15 protein-coding genes, 1 tRNA gene and 1 pseudogene are annotated in these 18,535 nt (G+C 69.9%); 7 read left to right on the top strand and 10 right to left on the bottom strand.

The genetic code is table 11. The annotated features are described in order from the left end of the window. Nucleotides 1-34: 34 nt before the first annotated feature. Genes PKA89_RS11230 through PKA89_RS11215 form a run of 4 tightly spaced genes read right to left on the bottom strand, consistent with a single transcriptional unit; the run spans nt 35 to nt 2,258 of the window. Nucleotides 35-877, bottom strand: coding sequence for an MBL fold metallo-hydrolase (locus tag PKA89_RS11230; RefSeq protein WP_324419424.1), 843 nt, complete (start codon nt 875-877; stop codon nt 35-37). A gap of 32 nt (nt 878-909) precedes the next feature. Next, nucleotides 910-1,635, bottom strand: a complete 726-nt coding sequence (locus PKA89_RS11225; protein WP_324419422.1) for an NUDIX domain-containing protein — start codon at nt 1,633-1,635, stop codon at nt 910-912. Next, nucleotides 1,628-2,101 carry a RidA family protein gene (locus PKA89_RS11220; protein WP_324419419.1) on the bottom strand — a complete coding sequence of 158 codons (474 nt, stop codon included), beginning with the start codon at nt 2,099-2,101 and terminating at the stop codon, nt 1,628-1,630. The genes PKA89_RS11225 and PKA89_RS11220 overlap by 8 nt, the downstream gene beginning before the upstream one ends. Nucleotides 2,102-2,105: 4 nt before the next feature. Further along, nucleotides 2,106-2,258 (bottom strand): DUF4177 domain-containing protein, encoded by a 153-nt coding sequence (locus tag PKA89_RS11215; RefSeq protein ID WP_143598344.1) that lies wholly within the window; start codon nt 2,256-2,258, stop codon nt 2,106-2,108. A 45-nt stretch (nt 2,259-2,303) separates the two neighbouring features. Here PKA89_RS11215 and PKA89_RS11210 point away from each other — a divergent pair, with 45 nt between their 5' ends. From PKA89_RS11210 to PKA89_RS11200, 3 genes are read left to right on the top strand one after another with little or no spacing between them, the layout of a single operon-like run. Beyond that, the gene (locus tag PKA89_RS11210; RefSeq protein WP_324419417.1) at nt 2,304-3,068 is read left to right on the top strand and encodes an alpha/beta hydrolase; all 765 of its coding nucleotides are present in this window, start codon (nt 2,304-2,306) and stop codon (nt 3,066-3,068) included. 32 nt (nt 3,069-3,100) lie between these two features. After that, nucleotides 3,101-4,114: an ArsA-related P-loop ATPase gene (locus PKA89_RS11205; RefSeq protein WP_324419415.1), complete on the top strand. Its 1,014-nt coding sequence runs from the start codon at nt 3,101-3,103 to the stop codon at nt 4,112-4,114. Then, nucleotides 4,114-5,295, top strand: coding sequence for an ArsA family ATPase (locus PKA89_RS11200; protein WP_324419413.1), 1,182 nt, complete (start codon nt 4,114-4,116; stop codon nt 5,293-5,295). Before PKA89_RS11205 ends, PKA89_RS11200 begins: the two co-directional genes overlap by 1 nt. A gap of 126 nt (nt 5,296-5,421) precedes the next feature. On the opposite strand, the gene PKA89_RS11195 is transcribed toward PKA89_RS11200, so the two are convergent. After that, entirely contained in the window at nt 5,422-5,751 is a 330-nt protein-coding gene (locus PKA89_RS11195; protein ID WP_324419411.1) for a WhiB family transcriptional regulator, read from the bottom strand. A gap of 238 nt (nt 5,752-5,989) precedes the next feature. On the opposite strand from PKA89_RS11195, the gene PKA89_RS11190 reads away from it, so the two are divergent. Beyond that, complete coding sequence (locus PKA89_RS11190; RefSeq protein ID WP_324419410.1) at nt 5,990-8,392, top strand: transglycosylase domain-containing protein; 2,403 nt, start codon at nt 5,990-5,992, stop codon at nt 8,390-8,392. A 2-nt stretch (nt 8,393-8,394) separates the two neighbouring features. Here PKA89_RS11190 and PKA89_RS11185 read toward each other — a convergent pair whose 3' ends face one another. Further along, nucleotides 8,395-8,859: a GatB/YqeY domain-containing protein gene (locus PKA89_RS11185; protein WP_324419408.1), complete on the bottom strand. Its 465-nt coding sequence runs from the start codon at nt 8,857-8,859 to the stop codon at nt 8,395-8,397. A gap of 79 nt (nt 8,860-8,938) precedes the next feature. Between PKA89_RS11185 and PKA89_RS11180 the strand changes: the two genes are divergently transcribed. Together PKA89_RS11180 and PKA89_RS11175 are read left to right on the top strand one after the other, a co-directional pair. Beyond that, on the top strand, nt 8,939-9,919 hold the full coding sequence (locus tag PKA89_RS11180) for a metallophosphoesterase (protein ID WP_324419406.1): 981 nt from the start codon (nt 8,939-8,941) through the stop codon (nt 9,917-9,919). 97 nt (nt 9,920-10,016) lie between these two features. Further along, nucleotides 10,017-10,093: transfer RNA gene (locus tag PKA89_RS11175), tRNA-Pro, on the top strand. Between the two features lie 157 nt (nt 10,094-10,250). On the opposite strand, the gene PKA89_RS11170 is transcribed toward PKA89_RS11175, so the two are convergent. The 3 genes from PKA89_RS11170 to PKA89_RS11160 form a co-directional block, all read right to left on the bottom strand. Beyond that, nucleotides 10,251-11,408: a hypothetical protein gene (locus tag PKA89_RS11170; protein ID WP_324419403.1), complete on the bottom strand. Its 1,158-nt coding sequence runs from the start codon at nt 11,406-11,408 to the stop codon at nt 10,251-10,253. A 131-nt stretch (nt 11,409-11,539) separates the two neighbouring features. Continuing rightward, the gene (locus tag PKA89_RS11165) at nt 11,540-12,958 is read right to left on the bottom strand and encodes a tyrosine-type recombinase/integrase (protein ID WP_324419401.1); all 1,419 of its coding nucleotides are present in this window, start codon (nt 12,956-12,958) and stop codon (nt 11,540-11,542) included. 1,204 nt (nt 12,959-14,162) lie between these two features. Beyond that, complete coding sequence (locus tag PKA89_RS11160) at nt 14,163-14,960, bottom strand: hypothetical protein (RefSeq protein ID WP_324419399.1); 798 nt, start codon at nt 14,958-14,960, stop codon at nt 14,163-14,165. A gap of 1,230 nt (nt 14,961-16,190) precedes the next feature. Here PKA89_RS11160 and PKA89_RS11155 point away from each other — a divergent pair. Then, nucleotides 16,191-17,122: pseudogene (locus tag PKA89_RS11155) on the top strand (integrase core domain-containing protein). A 334-nt stretch (nt 17,123-17,456) separates the two neighbouring features. Here the strand turns inward: PKA89_RS11155 and PKA89_RS11150 are convergent. Next, nucleotides 17,457-18,535 (bottom strand): hypothetical protein (locus PKA89_RS11150; RefSeq protein WP_324419397.1); only part of this gene is annotated, 1,079 nt, incomplete at its 5' end.

Raw genomic sequence — 18,535 nt, 5'->3', positions numbered from 1 at the left:
GCAGGCGTATCGGGTCACCCGATACGCGTGGGGTTCACCAGGGGACGCCGAGGTGGTCGAGCTGGGCCCGGATGCTCAGCCGCGCCGCCGGCCAGACCTCGCGGGGCACTTCGGCGTACACCCGGGTGAGCACGCCCTCGACGGGGTCCGGCTCGCCGGCCGCGCCGTCGGCGAGGGCCTGGCGCACCTGCTCCAGCCGTTCGGCGCGATGGTTCCGGTAGAACGCGACCATCGCCGACGCGTCCGGGACGCTCGGACCGTGCCCGGGGAGGATGCGGGTGACGTCGCCGCCGCCGGTCAGCGCGGCGATGCGCTCGAGCGAGTCGAGGTAGGCGCCGAGCTCGCCGTCCGGGTGGGCGACGACGGTCGTGCCGCGGCCGAGGACCGTGTCGCCGGTGAGCAGGGCGTGGTCGGCGGGGAGCGCGAACGAGAGCGAGTCGGCGGTGTGACCCGGGGTGGCGACGACCCGCAGCTCGAGGCCGCCGACGCGCACGACGTCGCCGTCGCCGAGGTCGTCGTGCCCGTCACCGACGGCGCGGGTCGGGGCACCGGAGAGCTCGGCGAACCGGGGCGCCGCCTCGGCGTGGTCGTGGTGGTGGTGGGTGAGGACGGTCAGGGCGACCCGGGCTCCGCGGGCGGACACGTGGTCGAGGACGGCCCGCAGGTGCGCGTCCCCGTGCGGACCCGGGTCGACGACGACGGCGTCGGTCGACCCGGGCTCGAGGAGCACCCAGGTGTTCGTGCCGTCGAGGGTCATCGGCCCGGGGTTCGGGGCGAGGACGCAGTGCGCGCGCTCGGTGACCGCGCCGCCGGCCCACGGCTCGCGCACCGACGGCGGTGGCTGCGCGGCCGGCGGCTGCGCGGACGGCGGGGTCATCCGTCCACCCTAGGCGTCCCTCCGGGCGGGCGTCAGGGAAGCTCAGTGACGAGCACCAGGGTGCCGTCGGGGTCCTGCTCGAGCACGGGCGTCACCCGCCGGATGACCGGCCGGTCGGCGAGGAACTCGGCCGCCGTCCCGAACGTCCCGAGCGCCTGCAGCGCCCACACCTGGGGCGGCATCATCCGCACCTGCCCCGCGGCGGCCATCGCGAGCAGGGCCTCGGCCCCCGCCCAGCCACCGCCGTCGGACTCGCCGCTCGTCTCGCGGGCCTCCTGACCGGTGGGCATGCCGGCGGCCAGGATCCACGTGTCGTAGCGCCGCGGCTCGAACGCCGGTGTGACCCAGTGCCCCCGACCGCGCAGCGCCGCCACCTCGACCCGCACCCCGCACTCCTCCTCGACCTCACGGACCGCCGCGGCCGCGAACGGCGCGGCCTCCGCCGCCGCCACGCCCATGTGCGCCGCCAGGTCGACGAGCCCGGGCGTCGAGGTGTCGAGCGAGTGGTCGGCCGGGTCGACCCGGCCGCCGGGGAAGACGACCATCGACGGCGCGAACGCCATCGTCGCCGCACGGCGCTGGACGTACACCTCCACCCCGGACGCGGTGTCGCGCACGAGCATCACCGTCGCGGCGGGGCGCGGCTCGGGACCGGCCGGCGAGCCGGCGCCCACCCACGCCTCGGCCCGCTCGAGCAACCCCTCGTCGCGGACCGGACGCCGCAGCACCCGGGCCGGCCCCGGACCGGCGTCAGGCACGGACGTGGGCGATGACCTCGACCTCGACCGGCGCCCCGAGCGGCAGCGCCGCGACGCCGACCGCCGACCGCGCGTGCACGCCGAGGTCGCCGAAGACCTGCTGGAACAGCTCGCTGGCGCCGTTGACGACACCCGGCTGACCGGTGAAGGAGGGGTCGGAGGCCACGAAGCCGGTGACCTTGACGATGCGCTCGACGCGGTCGAGGTCGCCGACGAGCGACTTGATGGCGGCGATCGCGTTGAGCGCGCAGACCGCGGCCAGCTCGTGGGCCTTCTCGGCCGAGACGAGCCCGACGAGCTCGCCGACCTGACCGGTCGCGGCCAGCACGCCCCCGACCATCGGGACCTGCCCGGAGACGTAGACCCGTGAGCCGTCGAGCACGGCCGGGACGTACGCCGCCACCGGCGGCACGACCTCCGGGAGGGTCAGCCCGAGCTCGGCGATGCGGTCGTCGACGACGCCCACCGGGTCAGCCCTTCGCCCGCTTGAGGTAGGCGACGAGGTTGCCCTCGGGCATGACGAGCACCTGGACGAGCTCCCAGCCGTCCTCGCCCCACTGGTCGAGGATCTGCTTCGTCGCGTGGACGATGAGCGGCACGGTCGCGTACTCCCACTTCTGCATGCGCGTCACCCTACCCGCGGGCGCCGCCGGGCTACGGTGGCCCCGATGAGCGACGACGTGATGAGCCGCCCGGCCCGCCAGCCCGACCGCACCGAGGTCACGGGCCCGGAGCAGACCGACGTCTACGACGTCTACGAGCCCGACCCGCACCGCGCCCGCGGCGTCACGGTCGCGCTCGTCCACGGCGGGTTCTGGCGCGAGCGGTATGACCGCACACACCTCGGCCCCCTCGCCGAGGCGCTCGCCCGCGACGGCTTCCACGTGGCCAACCTCGAGTACCCGCGCACCGGGATGCCGGGCGGCGGCTGGCCGGGCACCGCGACGGCCCTCCTCGCCACGCTCGCCGCCGTCCGCGCCGACACCGACCTGCCCGACCCGCTCGTCCTCGTCGGGCACTCGGCCGGCGGACACCTCGTGACCTGGCTCGCGTCCGAGGGGCGCGTCCCCGACCTCCTCGGCGCCGTCGGGCTGGGCCCCGTCGCCGACCTCACGACCGCCGACCGGCTCCACCTCGGCGACGACGCCGCCCGGGCCTTCCTCGGCGGCACCCCCGACGAGGTGCCCGACGCGTGGGCCGCTGCCGACCCGGCCCGGCAGCGCTCGACGGCGCCCGTCGCCCTCGTCTCCGGCGAGCACGACGACGTCGTCCCGCCCGAGGTCGCGCACGCCTACGCCGCCACGCGCACCGACGACGACGCCCCGGCGAGCACCGCGACCGCCCGGGGCGCCGACCACGTCGACCTCATCGACCCGGAGCACCCGGCCTACCTGCTCGTCCTGGCCGAGGTCGAGGAGCTCACCCTCCACTGAGCCCCCGGCGCGCCGACACCTACGCTGGCCCCATGGCGGCCCCTCCCCTCGAGCGCGTCCTCGACGGCGTCCGCCTGCACGTCGTCACCGGCAAGGGCGGCGTCGGCAAGACGACCGTCGCCGGGGCACTCGGCCTCGCGCTCGCCCGGCAGGGCCGCCGCGTCCTCCTCGTCGAGGTCGAGGGCCGGCAGGGCATCAGCCAGACCTTCGGGGTCTCCCCGCTCGGCACCGACGAGGTCCGGCTCGTCCAGGACCCCTCGGGCGGCGAGCTGTGGGGGCTGTCGGTCGACGCCACGGCCGCGCTCCTCGAGTACCTCCAGACCTTCTACCGCCTGGGCCGGGCCGGTGGCGCCCTCGAGCGGATGGGGGTCATCGACTTCGCGACGACCATCGCGCCGGGCGTGCGCGACGTGCTGCTCACCGGCAAGGTCTACGAGGCGGTCGGCCGGACGACCGGCCACAAGCGCGGGCACGGGGACCTCGTGTGGGACGCCGTGGTCCTCGACGCCCCGCCGACCGGCCGGGTGGCCCGCTTCCTCGGGGTCAACGAGCAGGTCGCCGACCTCGCCCGGGTCGGCCCCATCCACGGACAGGCCGAGTCGATCACCCGGATGCTCCGCAGCCGGCGCAGCGTCGTGCACGTCGTGACCCTCCTCGAGGAGATGCCGGTGCAGGAGACCGCCGACGCGGTGGCTGAGCTGTCCGCCGGCGGCTTCGGCCTCGGGGCCGTCGTCGTCAACCAGGTCCGCGAGCCGCTGCTCCCGGATGCCGTGCTGGCCCGCCTCGCCGACGACCCGGACGCCCTCGAGGAGGAGGTGCGCGCCGACCTCGCCACCGTCGGGGTGCGCTCCGGTGCGCGGACCGTTGGCGGGCTGCTCGCCGAGGCCCGCGACCACGCCGCCCGCGTGGCCCTCGAGCGCGACCTCGGTGCCGAGGTCGACGCGCTGGCCCTGCCGACTCTCACCCTGCCGGTGCTCGCCGGGGGCACGGACGACGGCGGGGTCTCGGTCCTCGCCGACGAGCTCATCGAGCAGGGGGTCCGCTGATGGCCCCGCGCACGGTGACCGAACCCTTCGACGTCGACGCCCTGCTCGCCGACCCGGCCACCGGCATCATCGTGTGCTGCGGCAGTGGTGGGGTCGGCAAGACGACGACGGCCGCCGCGCTCGGTGTCCGGGCCGCGGAGGCCGGTCGCCGGGTCGTCGTCCTCACCATCGACCCCGCCCGCCGGCTCGCGCAGTCGCTCGGCCTCACCGAGCTCGACAACACCCCGCGCCCGGTCGGGGGGGTCGGGACGGAGGCGGGCGGGTCGCTCGACGCGATGATGCTCGACATGAAGCGGACCTTCGACGAGGTCGTGCTCGCCCACTCCGCCCCGGACAAGGCGGAGCAGATCCTCGCCAACCCCTTCTACCAGGCGGTCTCCAGCTCGTTCGCGGGCACGCAGGAGTACATGGCGATGGAGAAGCTCGGCCAGCTGCGGGCGCAGGCCGACCGCGAGGGCACCTGGGACCTCGTCGTCGTCGACACCCCGCCGTCGCGCTCCGCCCTCGACTTCCTCGACGCCCCGAAGCGGCTCGGGTCCTTCCTCGACGGGCGCTTCATCCGCCTGCTCATGGCGCCGGCGCGGGCCGGCGGGCGGGCCTACCTCAAGGTCTTCTCCGTCGGTGCCAACCTCGCGGCGGCGACGCTCTCGAAGGTCCTCGGCGGCCAGTTCCTGGCCGACGTGCAGACCTTCGTCGCCGCCCTCGACACGATGTTCGGCGGCTTCCGCGAGCGCGCGGACGTCACCTACGCCCTGCTCAAGGAGCCCTCCACGGCCTTCGTCGTCGTCGCGGCGCCCGAGCGGGACGCACTGCGCGAGGCCGCCTACTTCGTCGAGCGCCTCGCGGCGGAGTCGATGCCCCTCGCCGGCGTGGTGGTCAACCGGATGCAGGTCCTCGCGGCGCCGGGGCTCAGCGGGTCACGGGCCATGGCGGCCGCCGAGCAGCTCGAGGACCGGGCGGACGACGCCGACGCCGTGGCGGGTGCGGGCGCGGGTGCGACCCCGGCGCTGCTGCGGCTGCACGCCTCGCTCGCCGAGGTCGCGTCCCGGCACGAGTCCCGGGTGCGGCAGTTCGTCGCCTCGCACCCCGGGGTGCCGGTCTCGACGGTGCCGGCGGGCGCGACCGACATCCACGACCTCGACGGCCTGCGCGCCGTCGGGTCCGCGCTCGGCGCGGACTGACCGGGCCCTCGGGACCACGAGGTCCCCGGGCGAAAAAGGCCCCGGTGGGGCCGACCGGTGCCCGCGACTGCAGGGGGTGCCACGGGCGGTGCAGGGTTTGGTCGGCCCCACCGGGGGGTTCGGGGGTCAGGCGATGGCGCCTTCGGAGCCACGCGCCTTCGCGGTGGACAGCAGTGCCGTCCAGGATCGCACGTCGGGGCGGCGGCGCAGCAGCGCGCGTCGCTCGCGTTCGGTCATCCCTCCCCAGACACCGAACTCCGTGCGGTTGTCGAGCGCGTCGGCGAGGCACTCGGCCACGACCGGGCAGCCCTTGCAGACGATCTTCGCGGCGCGCTGCGCCTTCCCCTGGACGAAGAGCGCGTCCGGGTCGCTCCCCGCGCACTTCCCCAGCGGGGCCCACTCGGTGACCCACTGCCCCTCGGCCGCCGCTGCGGCCGTCACGGGAGTGATGCTCATGTCCACCTCGTTTCGCTGACTCGGGGTCCTCAGCCCCCTCTCGGATGAGGACGTAAAGAAACCGTAAGTTGATACATGACCTGCAGGTATCGTCCGAAGCGGTCGCCCCGGTGGCCGAACGGTCGACCCCTCCTCCGAACGGACGATGGTCCGCCCGACCGCCCGACCCCGGCGCGCGGCGGCGTCCGCGCGGTCCGCGCGGACGGGATCCCAAGGTGCCCGCGTTACCCTGTCGCGCATGGACGGACGCGCCCAGAACATCCCCGCCGTGCTCAGGCTCCTGCTGGGCTTCGTCGTGCTGAGCACGGTCGCGGGGCTCCTCCTCGCCGGCATCGCGGTGCCGGCGATCGGCGCGGGCGGCCAGGCCGCCAAGAGCGGCGTCGACTTCTTCAACGACCTTCCGGCCGAGTTCACCATCTCCCCGCTGGCGCAGCAGTCGAAGATCGTCGACGCGAAGAACCACGTCATCGCCAACCCGTACGACGAGAACCGCATCATCGTGCCGTTGACGAAGATCTCCAAGAACATGCAGAACGCCCAGATCGCCATCGAGGACGCCCGCTTCCGCGAGCACGGCGGCCTCGACGTGCGCGGCTTCACCCGCGCCATGGTCTCCAACCTCGAGGGCGGTGACGTCCAGGGCGCCTCGACCCTCACCCAGCAGTACGTGAAGATCACCCTCCAGGAGCAGGCGCTGCGGGCCGGCGACAAGGAGGCGGCGCAGGCGGCGACCGCGAAGAACTACGCGCGCAAGCTCCAGGAGCTCAAGTACGCCGTCAACGTCGAGCAGAACTACACCAAGGACCAGATCCTCAACAGCTACCTCAACCTCGTCTACTACGGCGACCAGGCCTACGGTGTCGAGGCGGCGGCCCTCAACTACTTCGGGGTGCACGCCGACAAGCTGACCCTCGCCCAGTCGGCCCTGCTCGCGGGCATCGTCCAGCAGCCGACCGCGTACAACCCGGTCCTCAACCCCAAGCAGGCACAGGCCCGGCGCGACGTCGTCCTGACCCGGATGCAGCAGCTCGGCTTCGCCTCGGCGGCCGACGTCGCGGCGGCCAAGAAGCTGCCGGTGCAGAAGATGATCCACAAGACGCCGGCCAAGGGCGTCTGCCACCGCAGCTCGCAGCCGTACTTCTGCGCCTACGTCATGGCCTACCTCCAGCACTCGCCGCAGCTGGCGGCGCTCGGCAAGACGCCCGAGGAGCGCCTCAAGCGGATCAACCAGGGTGGCCTGACCATCCGGACGACGCTCGACCCGGAGATGCAGAAGATCACCCAGCAGGAGATCACCAAGGCCGTCCCGATCGGCAACAAGAGCAACCTCGGCGGTGCCATCTCGGTCGTCGAGCCGGGCACCGGCAAGGTCGTCGCGATGGGCCAGGCGTCGGACTTCGAGAAGAACCAGACCAACTGGAACGTCGACAAGATCTACGGCGGCGGGCCCTACGGGTACCAGTTCGGCTCGACGGCCAAGGTCTTCGGCCTCGTCACGGCGCTCTCCCAGGGCATGCCGCTCGACGGCAAGATCAAGGTGCCGTTCGCCACCGCGAAGAAGGAGTACCTCTTCAAGGGACCGAAGGTGGTGGGCGCCCCGTGCGGCGCGAACAAGCCGTGGGGCGTCACGAACGACTACGCCATCGGCGGCCGGATGATGAGCCTCGCCGAGGGCATCTCGAAGTCGATCAACACCTGGGCGGCCCAGCTGACCATCGACGTCGGCCCGTGCAACGTCCTCGACACGATGGCCAAGATGGGCGTCCACCGCGCCGACGGCCAGAAGATCAACGGTGGCCTCTCGGACGCCACGCTGGGCTCCGGCACCACGACCCCGCTGGACCTCGCGAGCGCCTACGCGACCCTCGCGGCGAACGGCAAGTACTGCGAGCCGAGCCCGATCGTCTCGATCACCACGCCCGACAAGAAGGTCATCAAGATCCCGAAGACGTCGTGCAAGCAGGTCATCACCGCCGACGTCGCCAACGCCGCCACCTACCTGCTCAAGGGCACCCTGCGCAACGGCGGCACCGCCGAGGGCAACTGGAACGTCGAGGCCCGCCCGGCGGCCGGCAAGACCGGCACCACCGAGAAGCACAACCAGGGCTGGTTCGTCGGGTACACCCCGCAGCTCGCCGCCGCGGTCTGGATCGGCAACGTGGTCGTGGCCGACAAGAACAACAACCTGTTCTCCCTCAACGGCAAGTGCTTCGGGAAGTACGGCTGCTTCAGCGAGGTCTTCGGTGGCACGGTGTCCGCTCCGGTGTGGGCCGCGACGATGAAGCGGCTCACGGCCGGGATGGACCCCAAGGACTTCCCGGCGCCGAGCGAGGCCGCCAAGCGGGGCAACCTCCAGGACCTCCCGAACGTCTTCGGTCGCAGCCCCGGCAGCGCGGCGGCCATCCTCAAGGACGCCGGGTTCGAGAGCACCGTCGGCAGCACGATCGCGAGCAACGCCCCGCAGGGCACGGTCGCCGGCACCTCGCCGTCCGGCAGCGCCCTCCCGGGCTCGACGGTGACCCTGCTCATCTCCTCCGGCCCGGCGCAGCAGCAGCAGCCGGATCCCCAGCCGACCAAGCCGGGACGCGGCCGTGGCGGCGGCGGGGGCGGCGTCGTCCTCCCGCCACCGCCCAACGGCTGAGGTCAGCGCCCGGAGAGGACCGCCCTGACGAGGCCGGCGACCCGCCCGCCCTCGGCGCGGCCGGCGACCTCGCCCTGGGCGGCCTTCATGACCCGGCCCATGTCGGCCATGCCGGACGCACCGGTGGACGCCACGGCCCGCTCGACGATGGCCCGCAGCTCGTCGTCGCCGAGCTGGGCGGGCAGGTAGGTCTCGAGGACGGCGAGCTCGGCGTCCTCGGTGTCGGCGAGCTCCGGGCGCCCCGCCTCGCGGTAGGCGGTGGAGGCCTCACGGCGCTTCTTGGCCTCCTTGGCGACGACCTTGAGCACCTCGTCGTCGTCGAGCTCACGGGCCTCGTCGCCGGCCACCTCGGCGGTCGTCACGGCGGTGAGGGCCATCCGCAGGGTGGAGGAGCGGACGGTGTCGCGCGCCCTCATCGCGTCGTGCAGGTCGCTCTGGAGCTGCGCCTTGAGGCTCGTGGCGTTCATGCGGCCAGTCTCCCACCCGGCGCGCAGCCCGAGCACCCGGGATTCCTCGCCGGGCCGGGTCGTTTGCGAGGATGGCCCGATGGAGGACACCACCCGAACCGCCCTGCGCGCCGTCGGCGGGCTCGTCGGCGCCGGAGCCGCCGCGGTGGCCTACGCCGCCCTCGTCGAGCGGACGTGGTTCACGCTGCGTCGGTTCGCGGTGCCGGTGCTCCCCGCCGGGTCGGCCCCGGCGCGCATCCTCCAGGTGTCCGACCTGCACCTCACGCCGGGGCAGCGGAAGAAGATCGAGTGGGTCCGCTCGCTCGCCGCGCTGCGCCCGGACTTCGTCGTCAACTCCGGCGACAACCTCGCGCACGTCGAGGCGGTCCCACCGCTGCTGCGGGCGATGGAGCCCCTGATGGAGTTCCCCGGGGCGTTCGTCCTCGGCTCGAACGACTACTTCGGGCCGATGCCCAAGAACCCGGCGCGCTACCTCACGCCGGACTACGCGAAGGCCCCGAAGAAGCGCAGCGACCTGCCGGTCGGTGAGCTCGTCGACGGGTTGCGCGCGGGCGGCTGGGCCGACCTCAACAACGACCGCACGGTGGTCGGCATGGGTGAGCACCGGGTCGAGCTCGTCGGCGTCAACGACCCGCACGTCGACTACGACCGCTACCACGAGGTGGCCGGCCCGGCCCGCGACGACGTGGCGCTGACGATGGGGTTGGTCCACGCGCCGTACCAGCGGGTGCTCGACGCGATGGTGTCCGACGGCGCCGGTCTCGTCCTCGCCGGGCACACCCACGGCGGCCAGCTCGCGGTGCCGCTCTGGGGTGCGCTCGTGACCAACTGCGACCTCGATACCTCGCGCGCCAAGGGGGTCTCCCGCTGGTGGGACGGCGCCGGGTCCCGGCGCGATGGCGGGCCGGTGCGGCCCTCGTCGGACGCCCCGCACGACGCCGCGTGGCTGCACGTGTCGGCCGGCCTGGGCACCTCGCCCTACGCGCCGGTGCGCTTCGCCTGCCGGCCGGAGGCGACCCTGCTCACCCTCGTCGCGCAGGACGCGGACGCCGCCGCCTGAGGCGTCCTCGCTCCGCGGACGGACCGATTTCGGGTGGCCGAGGGTGGTCGGCTATCCTCGGGTGTCGCTGCGGCCGTCAGGCCTCGGCGACATGCCACGGGGTGTGGCGCAGCTTGGTAGCGCGCTTCGTTCGGGACGAAGAGGTCGCAGGTTCAAATCCTGTCACCCCGACCACGACCTACGAGCCTTTGACCTGCAGTTTTGGCTCAACATCATGCTCATACCGGGACCCTTTGGGCAGAACTGGGGCATAACCAGGTGCCGGTTCGGCGCGCGGATCTACGGTTTGCCCCCCGCCAGAACCTCGAGCTCGGCGGCGCCCCGCGTGTGCTCAAAGGCCGATGATGCCAGCGACGTTGTCGGACAGGATCGTCTCTCGGACGGCGTGGCGCTCGACGCTCAGTAGGGATGTGAGGTCGGCGGCGCTGGCGATGCGGTGTGCTTGGGCGTCGTTTCGGATGCTGTTGCGGATGAATCCGACGCGAAGGCTGGTGAACGTGTAGTGGCCCTTGAGGCGCGCCTGGCCGCAGCGCTGATGGATCAGGTAGTTCAGCCCCATCGGTGATAGGGGGAGGTTCCACACGGCTGAGGCGGAGACCTGGAGGAATGCCCGCTGGTCGGCGTGGCATTGGCGTGGATCCAGTCTGCCCAGCCAGTCCCGCCACGCCTCTCGGGGGCAGTAGAGGGGATTCTCTGCAGTCGGTAGCCCGACCGCTCGCCTTCTTCCCGCTACCCGCAGGAGGAGTCCGTTCGGGAGGTCCTCGACGTCGCACTGTCTCAGCGCAAGGGCTTCACGACCGCGCAGCGCGGCGCCGTAGCTTGTCAGGATGATGGCGCGGTCACGGATCTGCTGAGGTCCGGGCTGGGTCAGCTGGAACACCACGGATACCGCCCGGGCTTTGGACTTCGCAGTCGGGTGGGGTTGGTAGGGCAGTTGCCGCGTTGCGAGTCCGAGGCGAGAGACGTGGCATTTGCCGGTCTCTGATCCGAGCACGAGATCGTCGCCGGCGGCATCGGCGCGCCGTAGGACGCGGAGGGCATTGAGGGGACAGATGCGGGTGTCGGGGTCCTGGTGGAGGTGCAGCATGAGATTTCGCAGGTGGGTGTACCAGTGGTCACGGACGTGAATCTCGACGCCTGAGCGGCTGAAGGAGAGATCTCGCCACCGCAGTTCTGCAAGAACAGTGTTGGGTAGCCCGGTCGTGTGGGCTAGAAGGACTGCTGCCCGGTTTCTGAGCTGGTCGTGGGTCGGGCGCATAGTGGCGTCCACCAGGGCGCGCACCAGTTCCGGGTAGAGGGGGTCGGCTCGGGGGGAGCCACCAAGCGGGGCTTGCACGTGCAGACCCTGCAGGAACCGCCCCACGTCGGGGCTTCGACTCCACGGGGTCGTACCGCGCGTGATGGCGGCCAGGTCGAGGAGTTGAAGGGTGGTGCGGGCTGTTCGTCCGGTGGTTGAGCGGGTCAGGTGTGTATGGGTCAGGTAGAGCACGACGGACTCCTCGGTCAGGCTCAGGCCGAGGGGTCCGCAGAACTCCTCCAGTCGGCGCCACTCGCGGTCTGCGGCGCGGAGCCTGCGGGTGGATGCGCCGCGGGCTGCCAGGTCGGACCGGGTCGTCATGGCTACAAGCCGAGCCTGTCGGCCGGGTTGGCGCGGAAGGGATCGTCGGCGCGGATGTACCGGATCAGGCTGTCGAGGGTGGCATGGCCACTCTGGCGGGCGATCTTGTGAAGGGGGATGTCCAGGTCGGCGGCGGTGCTGATGAACCCGGCGCGTAGGCTGCGCCCTCCCCATCTTCCCTCGAGGCCAGCTTGCTCGGCTCGTCGCCGGACGAGGTAGGCGAGCGCTTCCGGGGTGAGGGGGTCCGTACCCAGCCGTCCCGACCGCCCGACCCGAACGAAGCATGGCAGGTCCGACAAGCGGTCGGCGCCAAAGCGTTGTTCGCAGCGGCCTCGCCAGGCGAGAACGGCCCGCACCGGGCAGGTGACCTCGCTCTGGCCGCGAGGGATGCCGACGCTCCGTCCGCGGCCGGCTTGGTCGGTCTTGGAGTGACGGACGAGCACGAGCAGGCCATTCGATTTCAGGGTGATGTCGGACCACCGGAGCCGGACGAGATCGACGCGACGAAAGGCTCCCGCGAAGCCGAGCAGAATCAGCGCCTTGTCACGCAGCACCTCGCTGTCGTCGCGACCGAGAACGTCGATCACTTCGTCGAGCTCAGGACTCTCCGGATGAGAGGAGAGAGCCCCGCTTCGTGAGTGGCGGATGGAGTAGATTCCCTTGGCCGAGAGCGGACGCTGGTGACGGTGCGCCGCCGAGCTGACAAAGAGATGGCCGGGCTCGGTGCCGCGGAGTTCGACGAACTGGGTGAGAGCCTCCAGTGGGTCGGGGCCGGTCTTGGGTCCGTGTCGGAGGATCACTTCACGGGGTGGGGTGCGTTCGGTGGCCCGGACGGTGACAAGGGCACGAGCCGACCCGATCTCGACGTCCTGGAGACGAAGGCGCGCGATCTCACCATCACCGAGCCCTACGCGGTGCAACGCCAATACCGCCCGGTCCCGCAGGTCGATGGGACGCCGCGCATGGCGATCGAGAAGCTCGCACACCGTTCGGACTTCAGCGATCTTCAGCGCGGACATCGACGGATGAGGAGGCCGGGGTCGCTGGCTTCGGCTCAGCCCTCGCATCAACAGGGTGACTCCTGGATCCATGCCGGGGGCCGGCAGGCCGGCCTCGATGTGCACTCGGTTGATGGCTGCCACCCAGCCGCGGATCGTCGGCAGTGAGTAGGCCTTGGTCCCCACGGTCGTCGTCAGATAGAGCATGACCGCCTCCGGTGCCGCCGGCAGCGACGCCAGCTCCTGGGTCGCGCACCACTCCTCGAATAGAGTCCAGCGACGGGCGTAGGCCGCCCTCGTCGAGTCGGTAATCGCCTGGGCGTACATCGCTGCGGTGTGATCGATTAGCGCGGCCAAGGCCGGATCGGCTGGAACGTCCCCTTCGGCCGCGGCGTCGGGGAGCCGGCCGAGGAATGCCTTCACGCGCGCGGTGTGGAGCATCGCCGCTAGTTGCGGGGCTGCCACTTCTGCCGGGCCGCTCGAGGCTGCCCGTCGCCGCCGTGGCGAGCGCGCTGGGGGGCGCTGGGCGATGGGTGGACCGACGGCCTCGCTGCTCCTGGCCACATTCCAGTGTTCCTCTGGCCGCAACCCATTGCAATGTGCAATGGCGAAGCCGGCCACCACACCACGCAAGGGTCCTCTCCGTCGGGGTAGATCCCAGCGGACGTCACGCGCACGGCCTCCTGCATCAAGGCATCATGCGGTCGCTACGCGGCGGAAGGACGCACAACTTGGTCGCGCCGGTCAACGTGGCGACGGCTCTGCGAAGGAGCCTCCATATCGGTTTCCTACGGTCGGCATGGAAGTGGAGTGGCACACGGCCCTCGTGACCATCTAGTGCGCAGCCTGGCGTGGCTTCTTCTGCGCGGTAACGGCAAGGCAATCCGAACTTGAGCTCACGAGATGGTGTTGGTTCATTAGTTGCCGCACGACGGCGCTCTATCGGCCAGATCCCCACCTGGACTGCTGCAGCGGCCGCCCACAGGGGCCATGCAAGCCACCACGGTACAAATCCGCGGTCCGCGGCTTCTCCACCTAGGTAGAACGGGAACACTAACGGGATCAGAGCGTCCCAGATCGTGCGCGATCGCCATACCGCAATGGGCCCGAGTTGAGCGTGGCCGCGGGCCGACGGGCAGCAATCGCGAGGATGCACAGGATCGCCGTGCCGAAGACCTGGATGTACAGATGAGAGTCGGGGTCAAGCAGGAACAGCAATCCGGGGCCCAACATGGCGAGGCCGGCCAAAAGGACGGCCGCAATCCTTGCCCACCGGAGCGCAAAGTGATGGTCTGCTGTCCAAGTACTCGGCCACGGAACGATTCTCCCCGATAGCGAACTGGCGCTGGCCCAAGTCGTGGGAGTCTGGCTGGCAGGGGGCTGCCGGGCGGCCGGCTCGGTCAGCGGACGCGTCGCGGCACGGCCACGTTGGCTCGCTTGACGCGCTGGCCAGCGCTCCCTTCCCAATAAACGGAGAGGGGCCCTGCGGTCGATCCACCGCGTGGCTCCCAGGTCTCCTCTCTTGGGCGCCCGGTTGACCCGCCTCGCGCCGAGCATCTCAGGGTAGCCGGCCTTAACCGTGCCGAACCGTCCTACCGCCAACTGTCGCTCCGTGCGGTCGATCCCTTCAGTCGAGATCAAGGACGTTTCTGACCCGTTCGAGATTTCGACGAGCATGCTCATCAAGATTTAGAGTTTCTTGGCACCCGACGCTTTCGATATTTGCATACGACTGCAGGAGTTGCCAGAGACGCTCATCGTCGATCGAGCCTGATGGGCCACAGGTATCGGTGGCATCGGTCCCGTCCGGCGAGCCATTCGCGCCTGCCTCGAAAAGGCGCCGCCGGAGTGCATGCCGCACAGCCGCAGGCGTCACAAGAAGGCGCGAATAGGCCCGCGCTACGGACTCGTCGCGAACGTTAAGCATCGCGCATAGGTGACGGCCAAGATCTTCAACCTCAGCGCCCGTGGGCGGCAAGGACTGCCAAAGCGTTTTCAACTTGTGGACGTTCAAGGCGGCGTTCGCGGACGAATCTGCCGACTCTTTCCTTGTCCGCCTTAGACGCGGAGGCGGGACCGCACCTATTGCCCCGGCAAAGTCATCCAGAACACTTTGAACAGTCGCGACATGGCTAGAGGTCACTTCCGTCGCAGTGGAGAAACGGGCATACCATTCGGGGTTTTCTCGAACTCGCAGATCAAAGGATCGCCCCGGCCCGGCCTCAAATTCTGCCGTATCAGAACGTCCCGAGCCATTCTCTAGGCGCCACGTTAGAAGGAAACTGGCGCCCTCACCCATTGACAAGCTTATCCAATCGAGCCAAAGGGGCCTATCATTGCTAAACAGCGCACCCCAGCGGTCGCGAAGCAAAGCAATTTCACGACTCCGCCCTTGATTGGAGAAGATCGGGTCAAACGTTGCCAAGACGGCTCCTATTTGCAAGACCAAAGCTGCCCGATTGGGCAGTGCCCGTAGCGCATACGATAACCTCGAATATAGCCGTACTCCACTTTGCGGGCCCGGTAGTAGCCGCGATAGCTTCCACCCTTCCATTTGAACGTGCAGGCAGTTCGCATATGCTTCGTGCATCCGTCGATTTGAGATTCAGGTCGGGCGGATCCCGTGGAGCTAATCCCGTACTTGTAAGTGTGCCATCTGCCTCTGGGTGAACGGTACATCATTTCATACACTCGATACCTGTTCTTCTCTCGATAACGAGTCTCGTGCGCTCGTGGGATGGCCCGGGCACCCAAGTACGCGAGGGAGCCAGCGCCCACCCCAGCGGCCCCTTGCTTCAGGTACTTGCCTGGAAGCGGTCATCGTGGTGCTCCTCTTCGAGTGGGTTGTGGAAGATCTCTCGAAGAATCACCCGGTGACCGCCGCTCACATCGGTAGCGACACGGTCACCGGCTGCTCGTACACCACCTTGGCGGACTCAACTCAGGGTCGCCGACATCGCTCGCGACTTGGAGATCGGTGACCACACCACCTAGACCTGGCCTCGCCAGGGCCGAATCGACCGCGGCGTTGAACCGAGTTAGGAGCGGGTGAGAAGGGCGAGCGGGCGGCGGCGGCCAACCGGAAGATCCCGCGTTGTTGACCGAGCTGGCCGCCGCGAACCAGGCCATGGAGATCCTTAAGCCGCCAGTGCCCCCAGATGCCGGTACGCGGCTACCGGCAAGATGGCTGGTGCGGGGCACCCGGTGCAGCTGTGCTGCCGCTTCCTGAGGGTCGCTGAGTCGGGGCACTACGAGTGGCGCGACCGGCCGCCCTAGGCACGGGCGGTGCGTCACGCGCATCTAAGCGAGACGATCTGTGCGCTCCACGCCGTCTCCCGCGGCACCTACGGGGCCCAGCCGGGCGAGGGCCGAGTTCGTCCTCGGGCACGGCGTCGTGGAAGCGCACGGCGAGATCGAGCTGCTGGTGCGCCGGGCCGGCCTGTCGGGGCTACCGGGTCGCAGGCGACGGGTCAGCCGTCAAACCGGAGACGTTCGCGGCCGACCTGGTCAAGCGGCGACTTCGCCCCCAGCCGGGCTAACGCCCTGTGGGTCACCAACATGACCGAACAGCCCACCCGAGAGGGCAAGGCCTCCTGCGATCCTGAAGCGTCGGGGGGTTTGATGCCGCCTCTGTGTGAGTCAGAGAGGACGGAACATGCCCAAGAAGATCAGCCCCGAGGTGAAGGCCCGGGCGGTGCGGATGGTCACCGGGCATCAGCAGGAGTATGCGTCGGTGACGGCAGCCGCCGCGGCGGTGGCCAAGCAGCTCGGCCTGGGTCGGGAGACCGTTCGCGGGTGGGTGGTCGATGCCGAGGTCGACGCGGGGACCCGGGCGGGGACCACGTCGGCCGAGCAGGCCGAGATCAAGGCCCTCAAGGCCAAGGTGCGCCGCCTCGAAGAGGACAACGCGATCCTGAAGGTGGCCACGACTTTCTTCGTGGGAGAGCTCGACTCCCGAAACCGCCGATCGTGGCCCTCGTCGACGCCCAGCGCGCCGAGGGCCATGCGGTCGAGTCGATCTGTCGGGTCCTGTCCGAGCAGGGCTGCCAGGTCGCCGCACGAACGTACCTGGCGTGGCGCCAAGCGCGACCGGGCGCCGCCCGCACCCACGCCGACGCGATCGTGATGGACGCGATCATCACCACGGCAAGTATCCCGGAAGGGTTGCACGGACGCCGGAAGATGACCGCACACCTGCGCCGCCAAGGCCTGAAGGTGTCCTACAACACCACCGACCGGCTGATGCGCGCGTTGGGCCGGAACGGCATCCGACGCGGCAAGGGAGTGCGCACCACGGCCCCGCGCCGTGACGGTACCCGCGCGGGTGATCTGCTCACCGGGAGTTCACCGCCCACCCCGAACGGACTCATGGAGTCGATCATCGGCGTGTACAAGACCGAGTGCGTCCGCACCCAGGTCTTCCACCACGGCCCCTACAAGACCCTGGCCGACGTCGGGTACGCCACCGCCGGCTGGGTCGACTGGCGGAACAATCGACGCCTGCACAGCACCCTCGAGATGCGCACCCCGGCAGAGCACGAGCAAGCCCACTACGCTGCCTTCACCCCGCAGGAGCAGCCCGTATGAGGGCGGAACGAAAGTCCCGACGCTTCAGGCCGCCATTAAAGAAAATCCCGAATGAAACGCAGAAGCGAAGCAGCCGCTCCTCGCGCAGCCCTCACCCGCGATTCTCCTTCCGCCCGGCCGAAGCGCCAAGCGGATAGGGCCACGAGCGCTGCTGCCATTGCACCGACCAGCAAGGACGAAACCACTACCCATTGGGGATAGTCTACAACGAATGATGAAGCAAGCACCAAGCCGCTCGCAAACAGAACCAACACGGCGACTAACGCCAACCGAACGGCCCATGTTCTGACTACCACTCCACTATTATACCCATTGCCTACTCGGTGCGGGCGATTCACGGCAACCATCCATACTTGTCTGCCCAATGCCCAGCAAAGTTCGGAAGCACTCCACGAGCGAATCGACTGGCCTGCCCTCGGAATCCGCAGCGTGAATAACAGCGCGGCTTCTTGTAGAACGCATGCAGCTGGCGGAAGCCACGATATGCCTTCAATCCACCGGTCCCCAACTGGTAGACGGCCGCGCCGCCGCAGGCCGCTCCACCCCAAGGTCCGCCATAAGCGGCACACCATGGCGTCGCCTTGGCTAGCCTAATCCCTTTGTAAATCTTGAACGCAGCCCAACCGGTGTTTACCACGCCTGCCGCTGCTGTCCCGTAATCGTACTGCGACGCCCATCGATACGCCGCCTTGGCCCTCCTCTTGCCCGCCGACCACCAACTCGCGAGGCGCTTACTGCCCCAGAACCTTCCACTGATATCCGATCGATTAATTGGATCGGCGGGGTATCCAAGAGAAAAGTCATTGCCACCAGCAACGGGGTCGATCGAGGTGAACAAACCGCGCTGGGACATGTAGAGCCGCACGCCCATTAGGGTGAGACCTGCCGTGGAGGTGGTGGTGGAGCGTTGTTTGGCGCCGAGCCAGCCGTAGCCGAGAGGTCCGTCGACGGGGTCGGCGGCGGTGGTGTTGCCGTACTCGTCGTAGGTGGCCCAGCCGGTGACGGTGGTGGCTGGCGTGGTGCTGGCGTCGGTGGCGGGGACCGTGACGGTGGTGACGACGTCGCCGTGGGTGTTGGCGAGGGAGAGTGAGGCGTCGCCGCGGCTTGTGGCGCCAGTGGTGTCGTCAATCGTGACGGAGAGGTCGCCGCCGATGGATTCGGCGTACCGGGCAGTGGTGGTGCCCGCGCTGGTCGTGGTGTCGCTCCAGGCGGGGTTGTCGCTGCCGTCGGTGTAGCGGCGGGTCGTGGTGCTGGTGCCGCTCGGGTCGGTGGTGGTCTGGACTGAGCGGCGGCTGTCGGCGTCGAGAGTGAACGTCGTGGTTGTGGTTCCCTGTGCGATCGACTGGGGGAGGTCGTCGTCGTAGTAGCCGAGGGTGATGTTGCCGTTGTTGATGGGTGCGTCGGCGGCGGGGA

The organism is Phycicoccus sp. (assembly GCF_035325325.1).
Classification (GTDB): Bacteria; Actinomycetota; Actinomycetes; order Actinomycetales; family Dermatophilaceae; genus Phycicoccus.
This window is presented reverse-complemented; position numbering and strand designations above follow the sequence as displayed.